Below are 22,113 nucleotides of genomic sequence, written 5' to 3' on the forward strand. Positions count from 1 at the left end.
TATGGGTCATGATGGCCTATATTTCTATAGGCCATATGAACTGATTTCCTAAGGAATGATAGTACCGTTGTTGTTATGAGGGTCTATTAATGATGTAACACCCTGTGGTGCATCAGGTGTGACAGGCGCCGCATCGATGATCAGAGGGCCGTTACCATTAGTGCCCAGTAGTCCATTGATGACGCCTGCATTATCGGTAGCACTATATTGGCTAAACAGATTAACTCCATCCAGTACGATATGTTGATCGAATACGCCATCCTTGTTAGCATCGATATCGATAACGGTAGAACCATTGCTATCTAAGCTAAAGTTCAGATAGCTTTCTAACGTGCCAGCCGTTTCTCCTTGGAGTAAATCACTCAGATCGAGCTTATCTTCACTCACATTGAAGTCCATGATGTGGTCTGTGCCTTTGTCAGCATCCGCATAGCGCCATACGAAGGTATCATTACCACTATCACCACGTAGAACGTCATCACCTAAGCCACCGATCAGAGTATCGTTACCTGCACCGCCAATCAGAGTATCGTTACCTGCACCGCCAATCAAAGTATCGTTACCATTGCCACCATAGAGAGTATCTTTACCAGCACCTCCATCCAAATAATCATTGCCGCCCTGACCGAATAGAATGTCATTACCAGCACCACCCAAAATGATGTCTGCTTTGTCGTTTGCACCAGATTGGTCAAACTCGTCACTATGTTCACTGATGTATCTGTGAACTTGGGCATCACTAGCATCAGCTATACCTAGCTTATCGGCAACGTAGGCTTTAATAGCGGCGAAGCCTTGGCCACTAATGCCAGTAAAGTGTATCGCATCACCAAAGATGACATCATCTCCAGCACCACCATCAAAACGATCTGCGCCTGGTATGGCGTTAACTTGGTCGCCAAGAATTGCATCGGCTAGATCATCAGCATCAACATTCGTTTGAACATTATCATCAGAGTCATAAGGTAATAGGTCATCCTCATCGATGTTCGAACCCATGCCGATGGCTTGAACCGTGACGCCTAGGCTTGAGAGCAATGCAAAGCCTGCTTGGGAATTTGATATAGTATCCGCGCTGGAGTCTCTACCATTACCAGCTAAAGCATAGTACTGATAGTTACCTTGGGCATCGGGTCGCATTGCTCCAACAGGGCTCCGGCTCACGCTGTTGAAGACGTCTACGCTGAAAACATTACCATTTTCGTCAATCACCACATGTCCGTTAACTGTATAGACTTGGCCGAATACGTAGCCACTGCCGATGAGTTGTGACAAGCTACGATCATTATTGCTCCCCCAAGTGTCGTATACCAGTGGGTTACCACCAGGAACAGCATTGTAGTAGGTTGGTTTGCCGTCGGTAATAAAGAAGGCAAGATTAGTCGCCCCACTATTATTTTGGGCATCACCATTGGCGAACCAGTTGGCCGTAGTTGTGAATACATCCTCATAGTTGGTGCCGCCGCCGCTGCTCATATCATCTAAGGCATCTTGAAGAATATCTAATGCATTGGGGTCACTAAGATCTACACTGATGCTGCCCTTGGCGTGAGTATCAAAATCAACCAAGAAAATTTTCACCGTACCACTTTGTTGGCCGCTTGCACTGTCTTTGAGGGTTTCCAATACCTGAGCCAACTGCAATTTCATCGTCTCTAGCGTATCAGCGTTAATACTGCCTGAGCTATCGACCATAAAGGCAATATTGTAGTTTTGACCTGGCAGAACAATGCTACCGTCAAGGTCTCCCACAACAATATTGTGTTCGCTGCCAAAATTGACATTTTGGTCTCCTGGCTCACCTTCTGTGCCCTTGAAGTAATCAAGACGGATGGTATCTTCACCCGTTGCAGAATTAGTGAGATCGGTCCCTTTCTCTCTGGCAACCGCTTCAACTACCAAGTCAACCTGACCTGCACTTGTTCCTGGAACGCGAATTGTGACTCCAGTCAACGTAGCGTCCAGTGCATTTTCAGCCCAGAGATTGCCACCAGTCCAGCCATCAGGGCCGTCGTAATCTAGCAGTAGCTTGCCATCATTGTCAGCTACACCGAGTAGTTGTCCGTTGTAGAACACTTGTGTGCCAGCAGGCAAACCACTCAATTCAATGGAGTCGAGCAATTCGCTGCCGTCACGATCAGTTAGAGATGCATGGATTTCAACTGGGTAGTCAACATAGGTTGGCTGAACCATGACGAGCTCACCAGTGTTCTTGTCCAATTCATAAATGCCGTCATCAAATTGGATATATTCGATATCGTGCAGTGCTTTTGTTATTGTTTGTCCGTGCTCAATTGTTGTGAAGTTGAACCAGTTGTCCCACTGTGAATATCTATAGTCTTTCGTGATGATATAATCAGCGCGATTGCCCATAAGGACGGCAATATCATTCCCTTCGCCACCATATAAGCTATCTTGGCCAAGTCCTGCAACTAAGATATCATTCCCAATACCGCCATTAATTGTATCACCTTGAATAGCATCTCCGCCGACTAGCACATCATTGCCAGCATAACCAAGCAAGTGATCTCCACCGCCATTCGTGCTAACTATGTGATCGTTTCCATTCGAACCATATACTGTATCTTGGCCACTGGAAGCATCTGTTTGTTTAGCTCCAGTATTGAATGGTTGGTGAGTAAAATCGCCATTGCGGAACTGTTCAGTTGTAATTCCTGAGCTGATGAAACCACTGTAAAGTGGTGTGCCATTAGCGGTCAGTATCACGTCAACCAATGGCTTATCGGCAACTGGTTGTACTGTAATATTGAGTGTTGCCGTATCTCCCGTATTAGTCGTGTACGTAACAGTGGACACATCGCCTGACCAGTGTTGATTAGGTATAAATTTGAACTCTCCATTAGCTTGTATTAGCAAGCTACCTATGGAAAGGGCCACAGTTTGACCTGCATTGAAGCTTGTTAGTGTGCCGTTATACATGACGGTAAAGCTGACGATACTTGTATTACTTGAATGGTCGTTAGTCAAAAGTTGACCTGTTACTAACTGATCTTCTTGCTTGGTAAAGCTATCGTCACTCGTATAAATGACAGTCGCTTGGTCGCTGCCCTTGTCTGAGGTGTTACCTGCCTTGTCGGTTTGGGTTGCTTCCACCTTCAGCAGTGCACCGTCCGCCGGACGCGTTTCCGTCCAGCTGATCACGCCCGTGGTGGCGTTGTAGCTGTAGCCAGTCGCAGGATTGCCATTGGCAAACTGCAGCTCGCCATTCACCAGCTTTAATTCCACATTGGTGGTCACGCCAGCATTGACGATAGTCAGGTTCACGTGACCGCCAGCACTGAAGTCCTCGGCATCGATGCTCACGGTCAACTGTACACCTGCACCATTTCCGTCGATTTCGCCTTGCGTCAGCAGGCCATCATCTGGATTAGCGTCATCGACAATTAATACGGTCGGTGCAGTGGGTGCTGTGGTGTCAACCAGAGCCGTGTCAGAACCTTCAGCAGAAGTGTTACCCGCCTTATCGGTTTGCGTAGCGGTGACCGTGATGCTTTGACCGTCAGCTGGGGCAGTTTCAGTCCAGCTGATAACGCCGTTAGCGTAGGTATAGTTATCAAAGGTCAGGCTACCACTGCCATTATCAGTGAAGTCAGCAAAGCTCAGTTGAATTGCGGCACCGCCATCAATGGTGAGTGTGACATAGCCACCGGCTTCAAAATCAGTACCGTTGATTGATACGGTAAGCTGCACACCATCGTTGCCCATTTCAGCCGCAGTTAACAGGCCATCACCTGGGTTACCATCATCAACAATTAGTACGGTTGGTGTATTAGGTGCCGAGGTGTCGACCCCAGCGGTATCGACGCCGCTGGTGCCGAGGTTGCCGTTTAGATCTGTATAGCTGCCGGCGGTGACAGTAACACTGGCGGTGCCAGTGAAGCCTGGGGTCGGCGTGAAGGTTGCAGTCCAATTGATACCATCTGTGCTGCTAAGGTTACTGAGCGTGCCGCCCACAACCACTAAGTCAGAGGCGTCAAAACCGGTGACTTTCTCACTGAAGGTGAAGGTCACTTCACTGGTTTCGCCAACCGTTAGCACGTCATCGACAATGTTCACCACGACGCTTGGGCCTTGGGTATCCACGCCTGCAGTATCACTGCCGCTGGTGCCGAGGTTGCCGTTTAGATCTGTATAGCTGCCGGCGGTGACAGTAACACTGGCGGTGCCAGTGAAGCCTGGGGTCGGCGTGAAGGTTGCAGTCCAATTGATACCATCTGTGCTGCTAAGGTTACTGAGCGTGCCGCCCACAACCACTAAGTCAGAGGCGTCAAAACCGGTGACTTTCTCACTGAAGGTGAAGGTCACTTCGCTGGTTTCGCCAACCGTTAGCACGTCATCGACAATGTTCACCACGACGCTTGGGCCTTGGGTATCCACGCCTGCAGTATCACTGCCGCTGGTGCCGAGGTTGCCGTTTAGATCTGTATAGCTGCCGACGGTGACAGTAACACTGGCGGTGCCAGTGAAGCCTGGGGTCGGCGTGAAGGTTGCAGTCCAATTGATACCATCTGTGCTGCTAAGGTTACTGAGCGTGCCGCCCACAACCACTAAGTCAGAGGCGTCAAAACCGGTGACTTTCTCACTGAAGGTGAAGGTCACTTCACTGGTTTCGCCAACCGTTAGCACGTCATCGACAATGTTCACCACGACGCTTGGGCCTTGGGTATCCACGCCTGCAGTATCACTGCCGCTGGTGCCGAGGTTGCCGTTTAGATCTGTATAGCTGCCGGCGGTGACAGTAACACTGGCGGTGCCAGTGAAGCCTGGGGTCGGCGTGAAGGTTGCAGTCCAATTGATACCATCTGTGCTGCTAAGGTTACTGAGCGTGCCGCCCACAACCACTAAGTCAGAGGCGTCAAAACCGGTGACTTTCTCACTGAAGGTGAAGGTCACTTCACTGGTTTCGCCAACCGTTAGCACGTCATCGACAATGTTCACCACGACGCTTGGGCCTTGGGTATCCACGCCTGCAGTATCACTGCCGCTGGTGCCGAGGTTGCCGTTTAGATCTGTATAGCTGCCGGCGGTGACAGTAACACTGGCGGTGCCAGTGAAGCCTGGGGTCGGCGTGAAGGTTGCAGTCCAATTGATACCATCTGTGCTGCTAAGGTTACTGAGCGTGCCGCCCACAACCACTAAGTCAGAGGCGTCAAAACCGGTGACTTTCTCACTGAAGGTGAAGGTCACTTCGCTGGTTTCGCCAACCGTTAGCACGTCATCGACAATGTTCACCACGACGCTTGGGCCTTGGGTATCCACGCCTGCAGTATCACTGCCGCTGGTGCCGAGGTTGCCGTTTAGATCTGTATAGCTGCCGGCGGTGACAGTAACACTGGCGGTGCCAGTGAAGCCTGGGGTCGGCGTGAAGGTTGCAGTCCAATTGATACCATCTGTGCTGCTAAGGTTACTGAGCGTGCCGCCCACAACCACTAAGTCAGAGGCGTCAAAACCGGTGACTTTCTCACTGAAGGTGAAGGTCACTTCACTGGTTTCGCCAACCGTTAGCACGTCATCGACAATGTTCACCACGACGCTTGGGCCTTGGGTATCCACGCCTGCAGTATCACTGCCGCTGGTGCCGAGGTTGCCGTTTAGATCTGTATAGCTGCCGGCGGTGACAGTAACACTGGCGGTGCCAGTGAAGCCTGGGGTCGGCGTGAAGGTTGCAGTCCAATTGATACCATCTGTGCTGCTAAGGTTACTGAGCGTGCCGCCCACAACCACTAAGTCAGAGGCGTCAAAACCGGTGACTTTCTCACTGAAGGTGAAGGTCACTTCACTGGTTTCGCCAACCGTTAGCACGTCATCGACAATGTTCACCACGACGCTTGGGCCTTGGGTATCCACGCCTGCAGTATCACTGCCGCTGGTGCCGAGGTTGCCGTTTAGATCTGTATAGCTGCCGGCGGTGACAGTAACACTGGCGGTGCCAGTGAAGCCTGGGGTCGGCGTGAAGGTTGCAGTCCAATTGATACCATCTGTGCTGCTAAGGTTACTGAGCGTGCCGCCCACAACCACTAAGTCAGAGGCGTCAAAACCGGTGACTTTCTCACTGAAGGTGAAGGTCACTTCGCTGGTTTCGCCAACCGTTAGCACGTCATCGACAATGTTCACCACGACGCTTGGGCCTTGGGTATCCACGCCTGCAGTATCACTGCCGCTGGTGCCGAGGTTGCCGTTTAGATCTGTATAGCTGCCGACGGTGACAGTAACACTGGCGGTGCCAGTGAAGCCTGGGGTCGGCGTGAAGGTTGCAGTCCAATTGATACCATCTGTGCTGCTAAGGTTACTGAGCGTGCCGCCCACAACCACTAAGTCAGAGGCGTCAAAACCGGTGACTTTCTCACTGAAGGTGAAGGTCACTTCACTGGTTTCGCCAACCGTTAGCACGTCATCGACAATGTTCACCACGACGCTTGGGCCTTGGGTATCCACGCCTGCAGTATCACTGCCGCTGGTGCCGAGGTTGCCGTTTAGATCTGTATAGCTGCCGGCGGTGACAGTAACACTGGCGGTGCCAGTGAAGCCTGGGGTCGGCGTGAAGGTTGCAGTCCAATTGATACCATCTGTGCTGCTAAGGTTACTGAGCGTGCCGCCCACAACCACTAAGTCAGAGGCGTCAAAACCGGTGACTTTCTCACTGAAGGTGAAGGTCACTTCGCTGGTTTCGCCAACCGTTAGCACGTCATCGACAATGTTCACCACGACGCTTGGGCCTTGGGTATCCACGCCTGCAGTATCACTGCCGCTGGTGCCGAGGTTGCCGTTTAGATCTGTATAGCTGCCGGCGGTGACAGTAACACTGGCGGTGCCAGTGAAGCCTGGGGTCGGCGTGAAGGTTGCAGTCCAATTGATACCATCTGTGCTGCTAAGGTTACTGAGCGTGCCGCCCACAACCACTAAGTCAGAGGCGTCAAAACCGGTGACTTTCTCACTGAAGGTGAAGGTCACTTCACTGGTTTCGCCAACCGTTAGCACGTCATCGACAATGTTCACCACGACGCTTGGGCCTTGGGTATCCACGCCTGCAGTATCACTGCCGCTGGTGCCGAGGTTGCCGTTTAGATCTGTATAGCTGCCGGCGGTGACAGTAACACTGGCGGTGCCAGTGAAGCCTGGGGTCGGCGTGAAGGTTGCAGTCCAATTGATACCATCTGTGCTGCTAAGGTTACTGAGCGTGCCGCCCACAACCACTAAGTCAGAGGCGTCAAAACCGGTGACTTTCTCACTGAAGGTGAAGGTCACTTCACTGGTTTCGCCAACCGTTAGCACGTCATCGACAATGTTCACCACGACGCTTGGGCCTTGGGTATCCACGCCTGCAGTATCACTGCCGCTGGTGCCGAGGTTGCCGTTTAGATCTGTATAGCTGCCGACGGTGACAGTAACACTGGCGGTGCCAGTGAAGCCTGGGGTCGGCGTGAAGGTTGCAGTCCAATTGATACCATCTGTGCTGCTAAGGTTACTGAGCGTGCCGCCGACAACCACTAAGTCAGAGGCGTCAAAACCGGTGACTTTCTCACTGAAGGTGAAGGTCACTTCACTGGTTTCGCCAACCGTTAGCACGTCATCGACAATGTTCACCACGACGCTTGGGCCTTGGGTATCCACGCCTGCAGTATCACTGCCGCTGGTGCCGAGGTTGCCGTTTAGATCTGTATAGCTGCCGGCGGTGACAGTAACACTGGCGGTGCCAGTGAAGCCTGGGGTCGGCGTGAAGGTTGCAGTCCAATTGATACCATCTGTGCTGCTAAGGTTACTGAGCGTGCCGCCCACAACCACTAAGTCAGAGGCGTCAAAACCGGTGACTTTCTCACTGAAGGTGAAGGTCACTTCGCTGGTTTCGCCAACCGTTAGCACGTCATCGACAATGTTCACCACGACGCTTGGGCCTTGGGTATCCACGCCTGCAGTATCACTGCCGCTGGTGCCGAGGTTGCCGTTTAGATCTGTATAGCTGCCGACGGTGACAGTAACACTGGCGGTGACAGTAACACTGGCGGTGCCAGTGAAGCCTGGGGTCGGCGTGAAGGTTGCAGTCCAATTGATACCATCTGTGCTGCTAAGGTTACTGAGCGTGCCGCCCACAACCACTAAGTCAGAGGCGTCAAAACCGGTGACTTTCTCACTGAAGGTGAAGGTCACTTCACTGGTTTCGCCAACCGTTAGCACGTCATCGACAATGTTCACCACGACGCTTGGGCCTTGGGTATCCACGCCTGCAGTATCACTGCCGCTGGTGCCGAGGTTGCCGTTTAGATCTGTATAGCTGCCGGCGGTGACAGTAACACTGGCGGTGCCAGTGAAGCCTGGGGTCGGCGTGAAGGTTGCAGTCCAATTGATACCATCTGTGCTGCTAAGGTTACTGAGCGTGCCGCCGACAACCACTAAGTCAGAGGCGTCAAAACCGGTGACTTTCTCACTGAAGGTGAAGGTCACTTCACTGGTTTCGCCAACCGTTAGCACGTCATCGACAATGTTCACCACGACGCTTGGGCCTTGGGTATCCACGCCTGCAGTATCACTGCCGCTGGTGCCGAGGTTGCCGTTTAGATCTGTATAGCTGCCGGCGGTGACAGTAACACTGGCGGTGCCAGTGAAGCCTGGGGTCGGCGTGAAGGTTGCAGTCCAATTGATACCATCTGTGCTGCTAAGGTTACTGAGCGTGCCGCCGACAACCACTAAGTCAGAGGCGTCAAAACCGGTGACTTTCTCACTGAAGGTGAAGGTCACTTCGCTGGTTTCGCCAACCGTTAGCACGTCATCGACAATGTTCACCACGACGCTTGGGCCTTGGGTATCCACGCCTGCAGTATCACTGCCGCTGGTGCCGAGGTTGCCGTTTAGATCTGTATAGCTGCCGGCGGTGACAGTAACACTGGCGGTGCCAGTGAAGCCTGGGGTCGGCGTGAAGGTTGCAGTCCAATTGATACCATCTGTGCTGCTAAGGTTACTGAGCGTGCCGCCCACAACCACTAAGTCAGAGGCGTCAAAACCGGTGACTTTCTCACTGAAGGTGAAGGTCACTTCACTGGTTTCGCCAACCGTTAGCACGTCATCGACAATGTTCACCACGACGCTTGGGCCTTGGGTATCCACGCCTGCAGTATCACTGCCGCTGGTGCCGAGGTTGCCGTTTAGATCTGTATAGCTGCCGGCGGTGACAGTAACACTGGCGGTGCCAGTGAAGCCTGGGGTCGGCGTGAAGGTTGCAGTCCAATTGATACCATCTGTGCTGCTAAGGTTACTGAGCGTGCCGCCCACAACCACTAAGTCAGAGGCGTCAAAACCGGTGACTTTCTCACTGAAGGTGAAGGTCACTTCACTGGTTTCGCCAACCGTTAGCACGTCATCGACAATGTTCACCACGACGCTTGGGCCTTGGGTATCCACGCCTGCAGTATCACTGCCGCTGGTGCCGAGGTTGCCGTTTAGATCTGTATAGCTGCCGGCGGTGACAGTAACACTGGCGGTGCCAGTGAAGCCTGGGGTCGGCGTGAAGGTTGCAGTCCAATTGATACCATCTGTGCTGCTAAGGTTACTGAGCGTGCCGCCCACAACCACTAAGTCAGAGGCGTCAAAACCGGTGACTTTCTCACTGAAGGTGAAGGTCACTTCGCTGGTTTCGCCAACCGTTAGCACGTCATCGACAATGTTCACCACGACGCTTGGGCCTTGGGTATCCACGCCTGCAGTATCACTGCCGCTGGTGCCGAGGTTGCCGTTTAGATCTGTATAGCTGCCGGCGGTGACAGTAACACTGGCGGTGCCAGTGAAGCCTGGGGTCGGCGTGAAGGTTGCAGTCCAATTGATACCATCTGTGCTGCTAAGGTTACTGAGCGTGCCGCCCACAACCACTAAGTCAGAGGCGTCAAAACCGGTGACTTTCTCACTGAAGGTGAAGGTCACTTCACTGGTTTCGCCAACCGTTAGCACGTCATCGACAATGTTCACCACGACGCTTGGGCCTTGGGTATCCACGCCTGCAGTATCACTGCCGCTGGTGCCGAGGTTGCCGTTTAGATCTGTATAGCTGCCGGCGGTGACAGTAACACTGGCGGTGCCAGTGAAGCCTGGGGTCGGCGTGAAGGTTGCAGTCCAATTGATACCATCTGTGCTGCTAAGGTTACTGAGCGTGCCGCCGACAACCACTAAGTCAGAGGCGTCAAAACCGGTGACTTTCTCACTGAAGGTGAAGGTCACTTCGCTGGTTTCGCCAACCGTTAGCACGTCATCGACAATGTTCACCACGACGCTTGGGCCTTGGGTATCCACGCCTGCAGTATCACTGCCGCTGGTGCCGAGGTTGCCGTTTAGATCTGTATAGCTGCCGGCGGTGACAGTAACACTGGCGGTGCCAGTGAAGCCTGGGGTCGGCGTGAAGGTTGCAGTCCAATTGATACCATCTGTGCTGCTAAGGTTACTGAGCGTGCCGCCCACAACCACTAAGTCAGAGGCGTCAAAACCGGTGACTTTCTCACTGAAGGTGAAGGTCACTTCACTGGTTTCGCCAACCGTTAGCACGTCATCGACAATGTTCACCACGACGCTTGGGCCTTGGGTATCCACGCCTGCAGTATCACTGCCGCTGGTGCCGAGGTTGCCGTTTAGATCTGTATAGCTGCCGGCGGTGACAGTAACACTGGCGGTGCCAGTGAAGCCTGGGGTCGGCGTGAAGGTTGCAGTCCAATTGATACCATCTGTGCTGCTAAGGTTACTGAGCGTGCCGCCCACAACCACTAAGTCAGAGGCGTCAAAACCGGTGACTTTCTCACTGAAGGTGAAGGTCACTTCACTGGTTTCGCCAACCGTTAGCACGTCATCGACAATGTTCACCACGACGCTTGGGCCTTGGGTATCCACGCCTGCAGTATCACTGCCGCTGGTGCCGAGGTTGCCGTTTAGATCTGTATAGCTGCCGACGGTGACAGTAACACTGGCGGTGCCAGTGAAGCCTGGGGTCGGCGTGAAGGTTGCAGTCCAATTGATACCATCTGTGCTGCTAAGGTTACTGAGCGTGCCGCCCACAACCACTAAGTCAGAGGCGTCAAAACCGGTGACTTTCTCACTGAAGGTGAAGGTCACTTCACTGGTTTCGCCAACCGTTAGCACGTCATCGACAATGTTCACCACGACGCTTGGGCCTTGGGTATCCACGCCTGCAGTATCACTGCCGCTGGTGCCGAGGTTGCCGTTTAGATCTGTATAGCTGCCGGCGGTGACAGTAACACTGGCGGTGCCAGTGAAGCCTGGGGTCGGCGTGAAGGTTGCAGTCCAATTGATACCATCTGTGCTGCTAAGGTTACTGAGCGTGCCGCCCACAACCACTAAGTCAGAGGCGTCAAAACCGGTGACTTTCTCACTGAAGGTGAAGGTCACTTCGCTGGTTTCGCCAACCGTTAGCACGTCATCGACAATGTTCACCACGACGCTTGGGCCTTGGGTATCCACGCCTGCAGTATCACTGCCGCTGGTGCCGAGGTTGCCGTTTAGATCTGTATAGCTGCCGACGGTGACAGTAACACTGGCGGTGCCAGTGAAGCCTGGGGTCGGCGTGAAGGTTGCAGTCCAATTGATACCATCTGTGCTGCTAAGGTTACTGAGCGTGCCGCCCACAACCACTAAGTCAGAGGCGTCAAAACCGGTGACTTTCTCACTGAAGGTGAAGGTCACTTCACTGGTTTCGCCAACCGTTAGCACGTCATCGACAATGTTCACCACGACGCTTGGGCCTTGGGTATCCACGCCTGCAGTATCACTGCCGCTGGTGCCGAGGTTGCCGTTTAGATCTGTATAGCTGCCGGCGGTGACAGTAACACTGGCGGTGCCAGTGAAGCCTGGGGTCGGCGTGAAGGTTGCAGTCCAATTGATACCATCTGTGCTGCTAAGGTTACTGAGCGTGCCGCCCACAACCACTAAGTCAGAGGCGTCAAAACCGGTGACTTTCTCACTGAAGGTGAAGGTCACTTCACTGGTTTCGCCAACCGTTAGCACGTCATCGACAATGTTCACCACGACGCTTGGGCCTTGGGTATCCACGCCTGCAGTATCACTGCCGCTGGTGCCGAGGTTGCCGTTTAGATCTGTATAGCTGCCGGCGGTGACAGTAACACTGGCGGTGCCAGTGAAGCCTGGGGTCGGCGTGAAGGTTGCAGTCCAATTGATACCATCTGTGCTGCTAAGGTTACTGAGCGTGCCGCCGACAACCACTAAGTCAGAGGCGTCAAAACCGGTGACTTTCTCACTGAAGGTGAAGGTCACTTCGCTGGTTTCGCCAACCGTTAGCACGTCATCGACAATGTTCACCACGACGCTTGGGCCTTGGGTATCCACGCCTGCAGTATCACTGCCGCTGGTGCCGAGGTTGCCGTTTAGATCTGTATAGCTGCCGGCGGTGACAGTAACACTGGCGGTGCCAGTGAAGCCTGGGGTCGGCGTGAAGGTTGCAGTCCAATTGATACCATCTGTGCTGCTAAGGTTACTGAGCGTGCCGCCCACAACCACTAAGTCAGAGGCGTCAAAACCGGTGACTTTCTCACTGAAGGTGAAGGTCACTTCACTGGTTTCGCCAACCGTTAGCACGTCATCGACAATGTTCACCACGACGCTTGGGCCTTGGGTATCCACGCCTGCAGTATCACTGCCGCTGGTGCCGAGGTTGCCGTTTAGATCTGTATAGCTGCCGGCGGTGACAGTAACACTGGCGGTGCCAGTGAAGCCTGGGGTCGGCGTGAAGGTTGCAGTCCAATTGATACCATCTGTGCTGCTAAGGTTACTGAGCGTGCCGCCCACAACCACTAAGTCAGAGGCGTCAAAACCGGTGACTTTCTCACTGAAGGTGAAGGTCACTTCACTGGTTTCGCCAACCGTTAGCACGTCATCGACAATGTTCACCACGACGCTTGGGCCTTGGGTATCCACGCCTGCAGTATCACTGCCGCTGGTGCCGAGGTTGCCGTTTAGATCTGTATAGCTGCCGGCGGTGACAGTAACACTGGCGGTGCCAGTGAAGCCTGGGGTCGGCGTGAAGGTTGCAGTCCAATTGATACCATCTGTGCTGCTAAGGTTACTGAGCGTGCCGCCCACAACCACTAAGTCAGAGGCGTCAAAACCGGTGACTTTCTCACTGAAGGTGAAGGTCACTTCGCTGGTTTCGCCAACCGTTAGCACGTCATCGACAATGTTCACCACGACGCTTGGGCCTTGGGTATCCACGCCTGCAGTATCACTGCCGCTGGTGCCGAGGTTGCCGTTTAGATCTGTATAGCTGCCGACGGTGACAGTAACACTGGCGGTGCCAGTGAAGCCTGGGGTCGGCGTGAAGGTTGCAGTCCAATTGATACCATCTGTGCTGCTAAGGTTACTGAGCGTGCCGCCCACAACCACTAAGTCAGAGGCGTCAAAACCGGTGACTTTCTCACTGAAGGTGAAGGTCACTTCACTGGTTTCGCCAACCGTTAGCACGTCATCGACAATGTTCACCACGACGCTTGGGCCTTGGGTATCCACGCCTGCAGTATCACTGCCGCTGGTGCCGAGGTTGCCGTTTAGATCTGTATAGCTGCCGGCGGTGACAGTAACACTGGCGGTGCCAGTGAAGCCTGGGGTCGGCGTGAAGGTTGCAGTCCAATTGATACCATCTGTGCTGCTAAGGTTACTGAGCGTGCCGCCCACAACCACTAAGTCAGAGGCGTCAAAACCGGTGACTTTCTCACTGAAGGTGAAGGTCACTTCACTGGTTTCGCCAACCGTTAGCACGTCATCGACAATGTTCACCACGACGCTTGGGCCTTGGGTATCCACGCCTGCAGTATCACTGCCGCTGGTGCCGAGGTTGCCGTTTAGATCTGTATAGCTGCCGGCGGTGACAGTAACACTGGCGGTGCCAGTGAAGCCTGGGGTCGGCGTGAAGGTTGCAGTCCAATTGATACCATCTGTGCTGCTAAGGTTACTGAGCGTGCCGCCGACAACCACTAAGTCAGAGGCGTCAAAACCGGTGACTTTCTCACTGAAGGTGAAGGTCACTTCGCTGGTTTCGCCAACCGTTAGCACGTCATCGACAATGTTCACCACGACGCTTGGGCCTTGGGTATCCACGCCTGCAGTATCACTGCCGCTGGTGCCGAGGTTGCCGTTTAGATCTGTATAGCTGCCGGCGGTGACAGTAACACTGGCGGTGCCAGTGAAGCCTGGGGTCGGCGTGAAGGTTGCAGTCCAATTGATACCATCTGTGCTGCTAAGGTTACTGAGCGTGCCGCCCACAACCACTAAGTCAGAGGCGTCAAAACCGGTGACTTTCTCACTGAAGGTGAAGGTCACTTCACTGGTTTCGCCAACCGTTAGCACGTCATCGACAATGTTCACCACGACGCTTGGGCCTTGGGTATCCACGCCTGCAGTATCACTGCCGCTGGTGCCGAGGTTGCCGTTTAGATCTGTATAGCTGCCGGCGGTGACAGTAACACTGGCGGTGCCAGTGAAGCCTGGGGTCGGCGTGAAGGTTGCAGTCCAATTGATACCATCTGTGCTGCTAAGGTTACTGAGCGTGCCGCCCACAACCACTAAGTCAGAGGCGTCAAAACCGGTGACTTTCTCACTGAAGGTGAAGGTCACTTCACTGGTTTCGCCAACCGTTAGCACGTCATCGACAATGTTCACCACGACGCTTGGGCCTTGGGTATCCACGCCTGCAGTATCACTGCCGCTGGTGCCGAGGTTGCCGTTTAGATCTGTATAGCTGCCGGCGGTGACAGTAACACTGGCGGTGCCAGTGAAGCCTGGGGTCGGCGTGAAGGTTGCAGTCCAATTGATACCATCTGTGCTGCTAAGGTTACTGAGCGTGCCGCCCACAACCACTAAGTCAGAGGCGTCAAAACCGGTGACTTTCTCACTGAAGGTGAAGGTCACTTCGCTGGTTTCGCCAACCGTTAGCACGTCATCGACAATGTTCACCACGACGCTTGGGCCTTGGGTATCCACGCCTGCAGTATCACTGCCGCTGGTGCCGAGGTTGCCGTTTAGATCTGTATAGCTGCCGGCGGTGACAGTAACACTGGCGGTGCCAGTGAAGCCTGGGGTCGGCGTGAAGGTTGCAGTCCAATTGATACCATCTGTGCTGCTAAGGTTACTGAGCGTGCCGCCCACAACCACTAAGTCAGAGGCGTCAAAACCGGTGACTTTCTCACTGAAGGTGAAGGTCACTTCACTGGTTTCGCCAACCGTTAGCACGTCATCGACAATGTTCACCACGACGCTTGGGCCTTGGGTATCCACGCCTGCAGTATCACTGCCGCTGGTGCCGAGGTTGCCGTTTAGATCTGTATAGCTGCCGGCGGTGACAGTAACACTGGCGGTGCCAGTGAAGCCTGGGGTCGGCGTGAAGGTTGCAGTCCAATTGATACCATCTGTGCTGCTAAGGTTACTGAGCGTGCCGCCGACAACCACTAAGTCAGAGGCGTCAAAACCGGTGACTTTCTCACTGAAGGTGAAGGTCACTTCACTGGTTTCGCCAACCGTTAGCACGTCATCGACAATGTTCACCACGACGCTTGGGCCTTGGGTATCCACGCCTGCAGTATCACTGCCGCTGGTGCCGAGGTTGCCGTTTAGATCTGTATAGCTGCCGGCGGTGACAGTAACACTGGCGGTGCCAGTGAAGCCTGGGGTCGGCGTGAAGGTTGCAGTCCAATTGATACCATCTGTGCTGCTAAGGTTACTGAGCGTGCCGCCGACAACCACTAAGTCAGAGGCGTCAAAACCGGTGACTTTCTCACTGAAGGTGAAGGTCACTTCACTGGTTTCGCCAACCGTTAGCACGTCATCGACAATGTTCACCACGACGCTTGGGCCTTGGGTATCCACGCCTGCAGTATCACTGCCGCTGGTGCCGAGGTTGCCGTTTAGATCTGTATAGCTGCCGGCGGTGACAGTAACACTGGCGGTGCCAGTGAAGCCTGGGGTCGGCGTGAAGGTTGCAGTCCAATTGATACCATCTGTGCTGCTAAGGTTACTGAGCGTGCCGCCGACAACCACTAAGTCAGAGGCGTCAAAACCGGTGACTTTCTCACTGAAGGTGAAGGTCACTTCACTGGTTTCGCCAACCGTTAGCACGTCATCGACAATGTTCACCACGACGCTTGGGCCTTGGGTGTCGATGATCACATCTTGGGTCACTGTCTTAAAGTTACCCGCAACGTCTGTCACTGTGGCGTTCACTGTGTAGGTGCCATCGGCTAACACTGTGCCAGTCAGATCCACACTCCAGTTACCTTGCGCATCAATCACTAAGCCGTTAGCGGTGGTGTAAGTCACCCCGTTGATGGTGACGGCTAAGGTGCTGTTGTCATCCAAATCGACGGTGCCGTGGAACACCAAGGTGTTGTCGTTGGTGATAAAGTCGCTGCTGGAGCTACCGGTGTCTTGGGTGATGCTGGTGATGGCCACGGTGTTGCCGTCGCCGTCTTGATCAATCTTGGTATCAATCACTACATCTTGGGTGACGGTTTTGCTGTTGCCGGCCACGTCGGTAACGGTGGCGACCACAGGGTAGGTGCCGTCAGGCAGCACGGTACCGGTCAGGTCCACACTCCAGTTACCTTGCGCATCAATCACTAAGCCGTTAGCGGTGGTGTAAGTCACCCCGTTGATGGTGACGGCTAAGGTGCTGTTGTCATCCAAATCGACGGTGCCGTGGAACACTAAGGTGTTGTCGTTGGTGATAAAGTCGCTGCTGGAGCTACCGGTGTCTTGGGTGATGCTGGTGATGGCCACGGTGTTGCCGTCGCCGTCTTGATCAATCTTGGTATCAATCACTACATCTTGGGTGACGGTTTTGCTGTTGCCAGCCACGTCGGTGACGGTGGCGACCACGGGGTAGGTGCCGTCAGGCAGCACGGTACCGGTCAGGTCCACACTCCAGTTACCTTGCGCATCAATCACTAAGCCGTTAGCGGTGGTGTAAGTCACTCCGTTGATGGTGACGGCTAAGGTGCTGTTGTCATCCAAATCGACGGTGCCGTGGAACACTAAGGTGTTGTCGTTGGTGATAAAGTCGCTGCTGGAGCTACCGGTGTCTTGGGTGATGCTGGTGATGGCCACGGTGTTGCCGTCGCCGTCTTGATCAATCTTGGTATCAATCACTACATCTTGGGTGACGGTTTTGCTGTTGCCGGCCACGTCAGTGACGGTGGCGACCACAGGGTAGGTGCCGTCAGGCAGCACGGTACCGGTTAAGTCGACGCTCCAATGGCCATTTGCATCGATCACTAGACCATTACCTATGGTGTATTCCACGCCGTTGATCGTGACAACCAAGTTACTGTTGCCATCTAATTCTACGGTACCTTGGAACACTAAGGTGTTGTCGTTAGTGATAAAGTCTGTATTGGAACTACCTGTATCTTCGGTAATACTTGTAATTGTTACAGCGTTATCTCGTCCCAGTCCTATCTGTGTATCGACAATCACATCTTGCGTTGCACTAGTGGTGTTACCAGCAATGTCGGTGACAGTGGCGACCACGGGGTAGGTGCCGTCAGGCAGCACGGTGCCGGTCAGGTCCACACTCCAGTTACCTTGCGCATCAATCACTAAGCCGTTAGCGGTGGTGTAAGTCACTCCGTTGATGGTGACGGCTAAGGTGCTGTTGTCATCCAAATCGACGGTGCCGTGGAACACTAAGGTGTTGTCGTTGGTGATAAAGTCGCTGCTGGAGCTACCGGTGTCTTGGGTGATGCTGGTGATGGCCACGGTGTTGCCGTCGCCGTCTTGATCAATCTTGGTATCAATCACTACATCTTGGGTGACGGTTTTGCTGTTGCCGGCCACGTCGGTAACGGTGGCGACCACAGGGTAGGTGCCGTCAGGCAGCACGGTACCGGTCAGGTCCACACTCCAGTTACCTTGCGCATCAATCACTAAGCCGTTAGCGGTGGTGTAAGTCACCCCGTTGATGGTGACGGCTAAGGTGCTGTTGTCATCCAAATCGACGGTGCCGTGGAACACTAAGGTGTTGTCGTTGGTGATAAAGTCGCTGCTGGAGCTACCGGTGTCTTGGGTGATGCTGGTGATGGCCACGGTGTTGCCGTCGCCGTCTTGATCAATCTTGGTATCAATCACTACATCTTGGGTGACGGTTTTGCTGTTGCCAGCCACGTCGGTGACGGTGGCGACCACGGGGTAGGTGCCGTCAGGCAGCACGGTACCGGTCAGGTCCACACTCCAGTTACCTTGCGCATCAATCACTAAGCCGTTAGCGGTGGTGTAAGTCACTCCGTTGATGGTGACGGCTAAGGTGCTGTTGTCATCCAAATCGACGGTGCCGTGGAACACTAAGGTGTTGTCGTTGGTGATAAAGTCGCTGCTGGAGCTACCGGTGTCTTGGGTGATGCTGGTGATGGCCACGGTGTTGCCGTCGCCGTCTTGATCAATCTTGGTATCAATCACTACATCTTGGGTGACGGTTTTGCTGTTGCCGGCCACGTCAGTGACGGTGGCGACCACAGGGTAGGTGCCGTCAGGCAGCACGGTACCGGTTAAGTCGACGCTCCAATGGCCATTTGCATCGATCACTAGACCATTACCTATGGTGTATTCCACGCCGTTGATCGTGACAACCAAGTTACTGTTGCCATCTAATTCTACGGTACCTTGGAACACTAAGGTGTTGTCGTTAGTGATAAAGTCTGTATTGGAACTACCTGTATCTTCGGTAATACTTGTAATTGTTACAGCGTTATCTCGTCCCAGTCCTATCTGTGTATCGACAATCACATCTTGCGTTGCACTAGTGGTGTTACCAGCAATGTCGGTGACAGTGGCGACCACGGGGTAGGTGCCGTCAGGCAGCACGGTGCCGGTCAGGTCCACACTCCAGTTACCTTGCGCATCAATCACTAAGCCGTTAGCGGTGGTGTAAGTCACTCCGTTGATGGTGACGGCTAAGGTGCTGTTGTCATCCAAATCGACGGTGCCGTGGAACACTAAGGTGTTGTCGTTGGTGATAAAGTCGCTGCTGGAGCTACCGGTGTCTTGGGTGATGCTGGTGATGGCCACGGTGTTGCCGTCGCCGTCTTGATCAATCTTGGTATCAATCACTACATCTTGGGTGACGGTTTTGCTGTTGCCGGCCACGTCGGTAACGGTGGCGACCACAGGGTAGGTGCCGTCAGGCAGCACGGTACCGGTCAGGTCCACACTCCAGTTACCTTGCGCATCAATCACTAAGCCGTTAGCGGTGGTGTAAGTCACCCCGTTGATGGTGACGGCTAAGGTGCTGTTGTCATCCAAATCGACGGTGCCGTGGAACACCAAGGTGTTGTCGTTGGTGATAAAGTCGCTGCTGGAGCTACCGGTGTCTTGGGTGATGCTGGTGATGGCCACGGTGTTGCCGTCGCCGTCTTGATCAATCTTGGTATCAATCACCACATCTTGGGTGACGGTTTTGCTGTTGCCGGCCACGTCGGTAACGGTGGCGACCACAGGGTAGGTGCCGTCAGGCAGCACGGTACCGGTCAGGTCCACACTCCAGTTACCTTGCGCATCAATCACTAAGCCGTTAGCGGTGGTGTAAGTCACCCCGTTGATGGTGACGGCTAAGGTGCTGTTGTCATCCAAATCGACGGTGCCGTGGAACACCAAGGTGTTGTCGTTGGTGATAAAGTCGCTGCTGGAGCTACCGGTGTCTTGGGTGATGCTGGTGATGGCCACGGTGTTGCCGTCGCCGTCCTCATCGATCTTGATATCGACATTACCATTATCAGTGGCATTGCCCGTATTGCCAGCTGGATCTGTCACTGTTGCGGTTGCAGTATAACCACCATGAGGAATTGGATTAATGACATCAACAGCATATGTACCGTCAGGATTCACAGTGGTGGTAAGAGTTTGCTGCACACCATTGCTGTCAGTAACAACAATAGTGATGAGGCTACCAGGGGCGGCATCTGTTGTACCTGTGATGGTTGGCGTGGTATCTCGGGTATCATCAGGCGCGCTGACGGTAATAGTGGGGGCCGTCGTGTCGAGTAGCGCGGAATCACTGCCTTCAGGCGAAGTATTACCCGCTGGATCGGTAATGGTTGCAACTACAGTGATAGTTTCACCTTCAGCTGGCGCAGGAAGTGTTAAGTTTACATAACCATTATTGATATCTTCTTGTGTCAACACATAGTCAACACCATTCACTGTCAGGGTATCGCCTGCATTCGCACCTGTGCCGTCTAAGCCAATGGTCACACTGACGTCTGTTGCCCCGCCGAGCTCTGCATTACTGATAAAACCATCATCGTTTGTATCAGTGGTAATGGTAACGCTTGGTGCACCATCGGCCACAGGAGTGACATTAATGGTTAAGGTTGCAGTTGAGCCAGTATTGGTGGTGTAGGTAATTACTGGAACTTGGCCGTTCCAATCTGCATTAGGGGTAAAGCTGTAAGAGCCATCGGCATTGAGTACTAAGCTGCCACCTTCGAGAGCGACAGTTGTGCCTGCAGCAAAAGTGCTGCCCGATACTGTAAAGCTCACCACACTTAAGCTGGAATCGACATCGGTGTCGTTGTCGAGCACATTGCCTGTGGCGACGGTATCTTCAGCAACAGTATTAGTGTCGTTGGCTAATACCGATGGATCATCAACTGGGGTGACATTAATGGTTAAGGTTGCAGTTGAGCCAGTATTGGTGGTGTAGGTAATTACTGGAACTTGGCCATTCCAGTTTTCATTCGGGGTAAAGCTGTACGAGCCATCGGCATTGAGTACTAAGCTGCCACCTTCGAGAGCGACGGTTGTGCCTGCAGCAAAGGTGCTGCCCGATACTGTAAAGCTCACCACACTTAAGCTGGAATCGACATCGGTGTCGTTGTCGAGCACATTGCCAGTGGCGACGGTATCTTCAGCAACAGTATTGGTGTCGTTTGCTAATACCGATGGATCATCAACTGGGGTGACATTAATGGTTAAAGTTGCAGTCGAGCCAGTATTAGTGGTGTAGGTAATCACTGGAACTTGGCCGTTCCAGTTTTCATTCGGGGTAAAGCTGTATGAGCCATCGGCATTGAGTAATAAGCTGCCGCCTTCGAGAGCGACGGTTGTGCCTGCAGCAAAGGTGCTGCCCGATACTGTAAAGCTCACCACACTTAAGCTGGAATCGACATCGGTGTCGTTGTCGAGCACATTGCCTGTGGCGACGGTATCTTCAGCAACAGTATTGGTGTCGTTTGCTAATACCGATGGGTCATCAACTGGGGTGACATTAATGGTTAAGGTCGCGGTTGAGCCAGTATTGGTGGTGTAGGTAATAACAGGAACTTGGCCGTTCCAGTTTTCATTCGGGGTAAAGGTATAAGAGCCATCGGCATTGAGTATAAAGCTGCCACCTTCGAGCGTAACAACTGTGCCCGCCGCAAAGTCGGTTCCGTTGATATTAAATCCAACCACACTTAACACATTGTCGGCATCGCTGTCGTTATCGAGCACATTGCCAGAAGCAACAGTATCCTCATCGACCGTAATACTGTCGTTAACTAATACCGAAGGAGAGTCGGTTGCTACGGTTTGCTCTGGTGCGGCTGTTGTGGCTGCGGTGAGCGTTTGTCCAGAGGTTGAATAACCAGATGTCGCTAAGGCTTCTGTGCCATCACGGGCTAAGGTGACATAGCCAGAGTTACCGTCACGGCCAGCTGGCGCATTACCAGCGGCGGTTTCTGGTAAGTTTTGGGTTGGGTCCTCACCCGATGCAATGAGATCTTGTAATGCTTGGATTTCGTCTTGGGTTGCTTGGCCGCCGGCGTTGGGGGTGGCAGCAATGCTAGGCTCAACCTCATTGGATAACTTAGTACCATCATCAAAGGTGATTTCGTAAGTCGCATTTTCACCGATATGAAGCACAGCACCTTTGGGGAGTTGCTCGCCATCCTTAGCGGGTTGATTTGAACCATTAACCTCGACTTCGATCTGCCCTTTGACTAGTTTGAGCAAACCTTTCTTTGTTGTAATGATCGATCCCATAATAAGCTCCCAACACCTGATTGTGTTAATCCAAAGATGCACAAATCCAACAAATGTGTTGGATAGTGATACAAGTGATGAAATTTT

The 22,113-nt window shown here is 53.4% G+C and carries 1 protein-coding gene; it reads right to left on the bottom strand.

Annotated elements, in window-relative coordinates; all coding sequences use genetic code 11:
- Window positions 1-48 precede the first annotated feature (48 nt).
- Window positions 49-22,026 carry an Ig-like domain-containing protein gene (locus N5E87_RS02040; RefSeq protein ID WP_279774966.1) on the bottom strand — a complete coding sequence of 7,326 codons (21,978 nt, stop codon included), beginning with the start codon at window positions 22,024-22,026 and terminating at the stop codon, window positions 49-51.
- Window positions 22,027-22,113: the final 87 nt, after the last annotated feature.

Source organism: Shewanella sp. GD03713 (genome assembly GCF_029843705.1).
GTDB lineage: Bacteria > Pseudomonadota > Gammaproteobacteria > Enterobacterales > Shewanellaceae > Shewanella.

Bases quoted from the DNA above. Each gene is read 5' to 3' on its own strand.
- N5E87_RS02040 (WP_279774966.1), bottom strand. From the start codon at position 22,026: ATGGGATCGATCATTACAACAAAGAAAGGTTTGCTCAAACTAGTCAAA.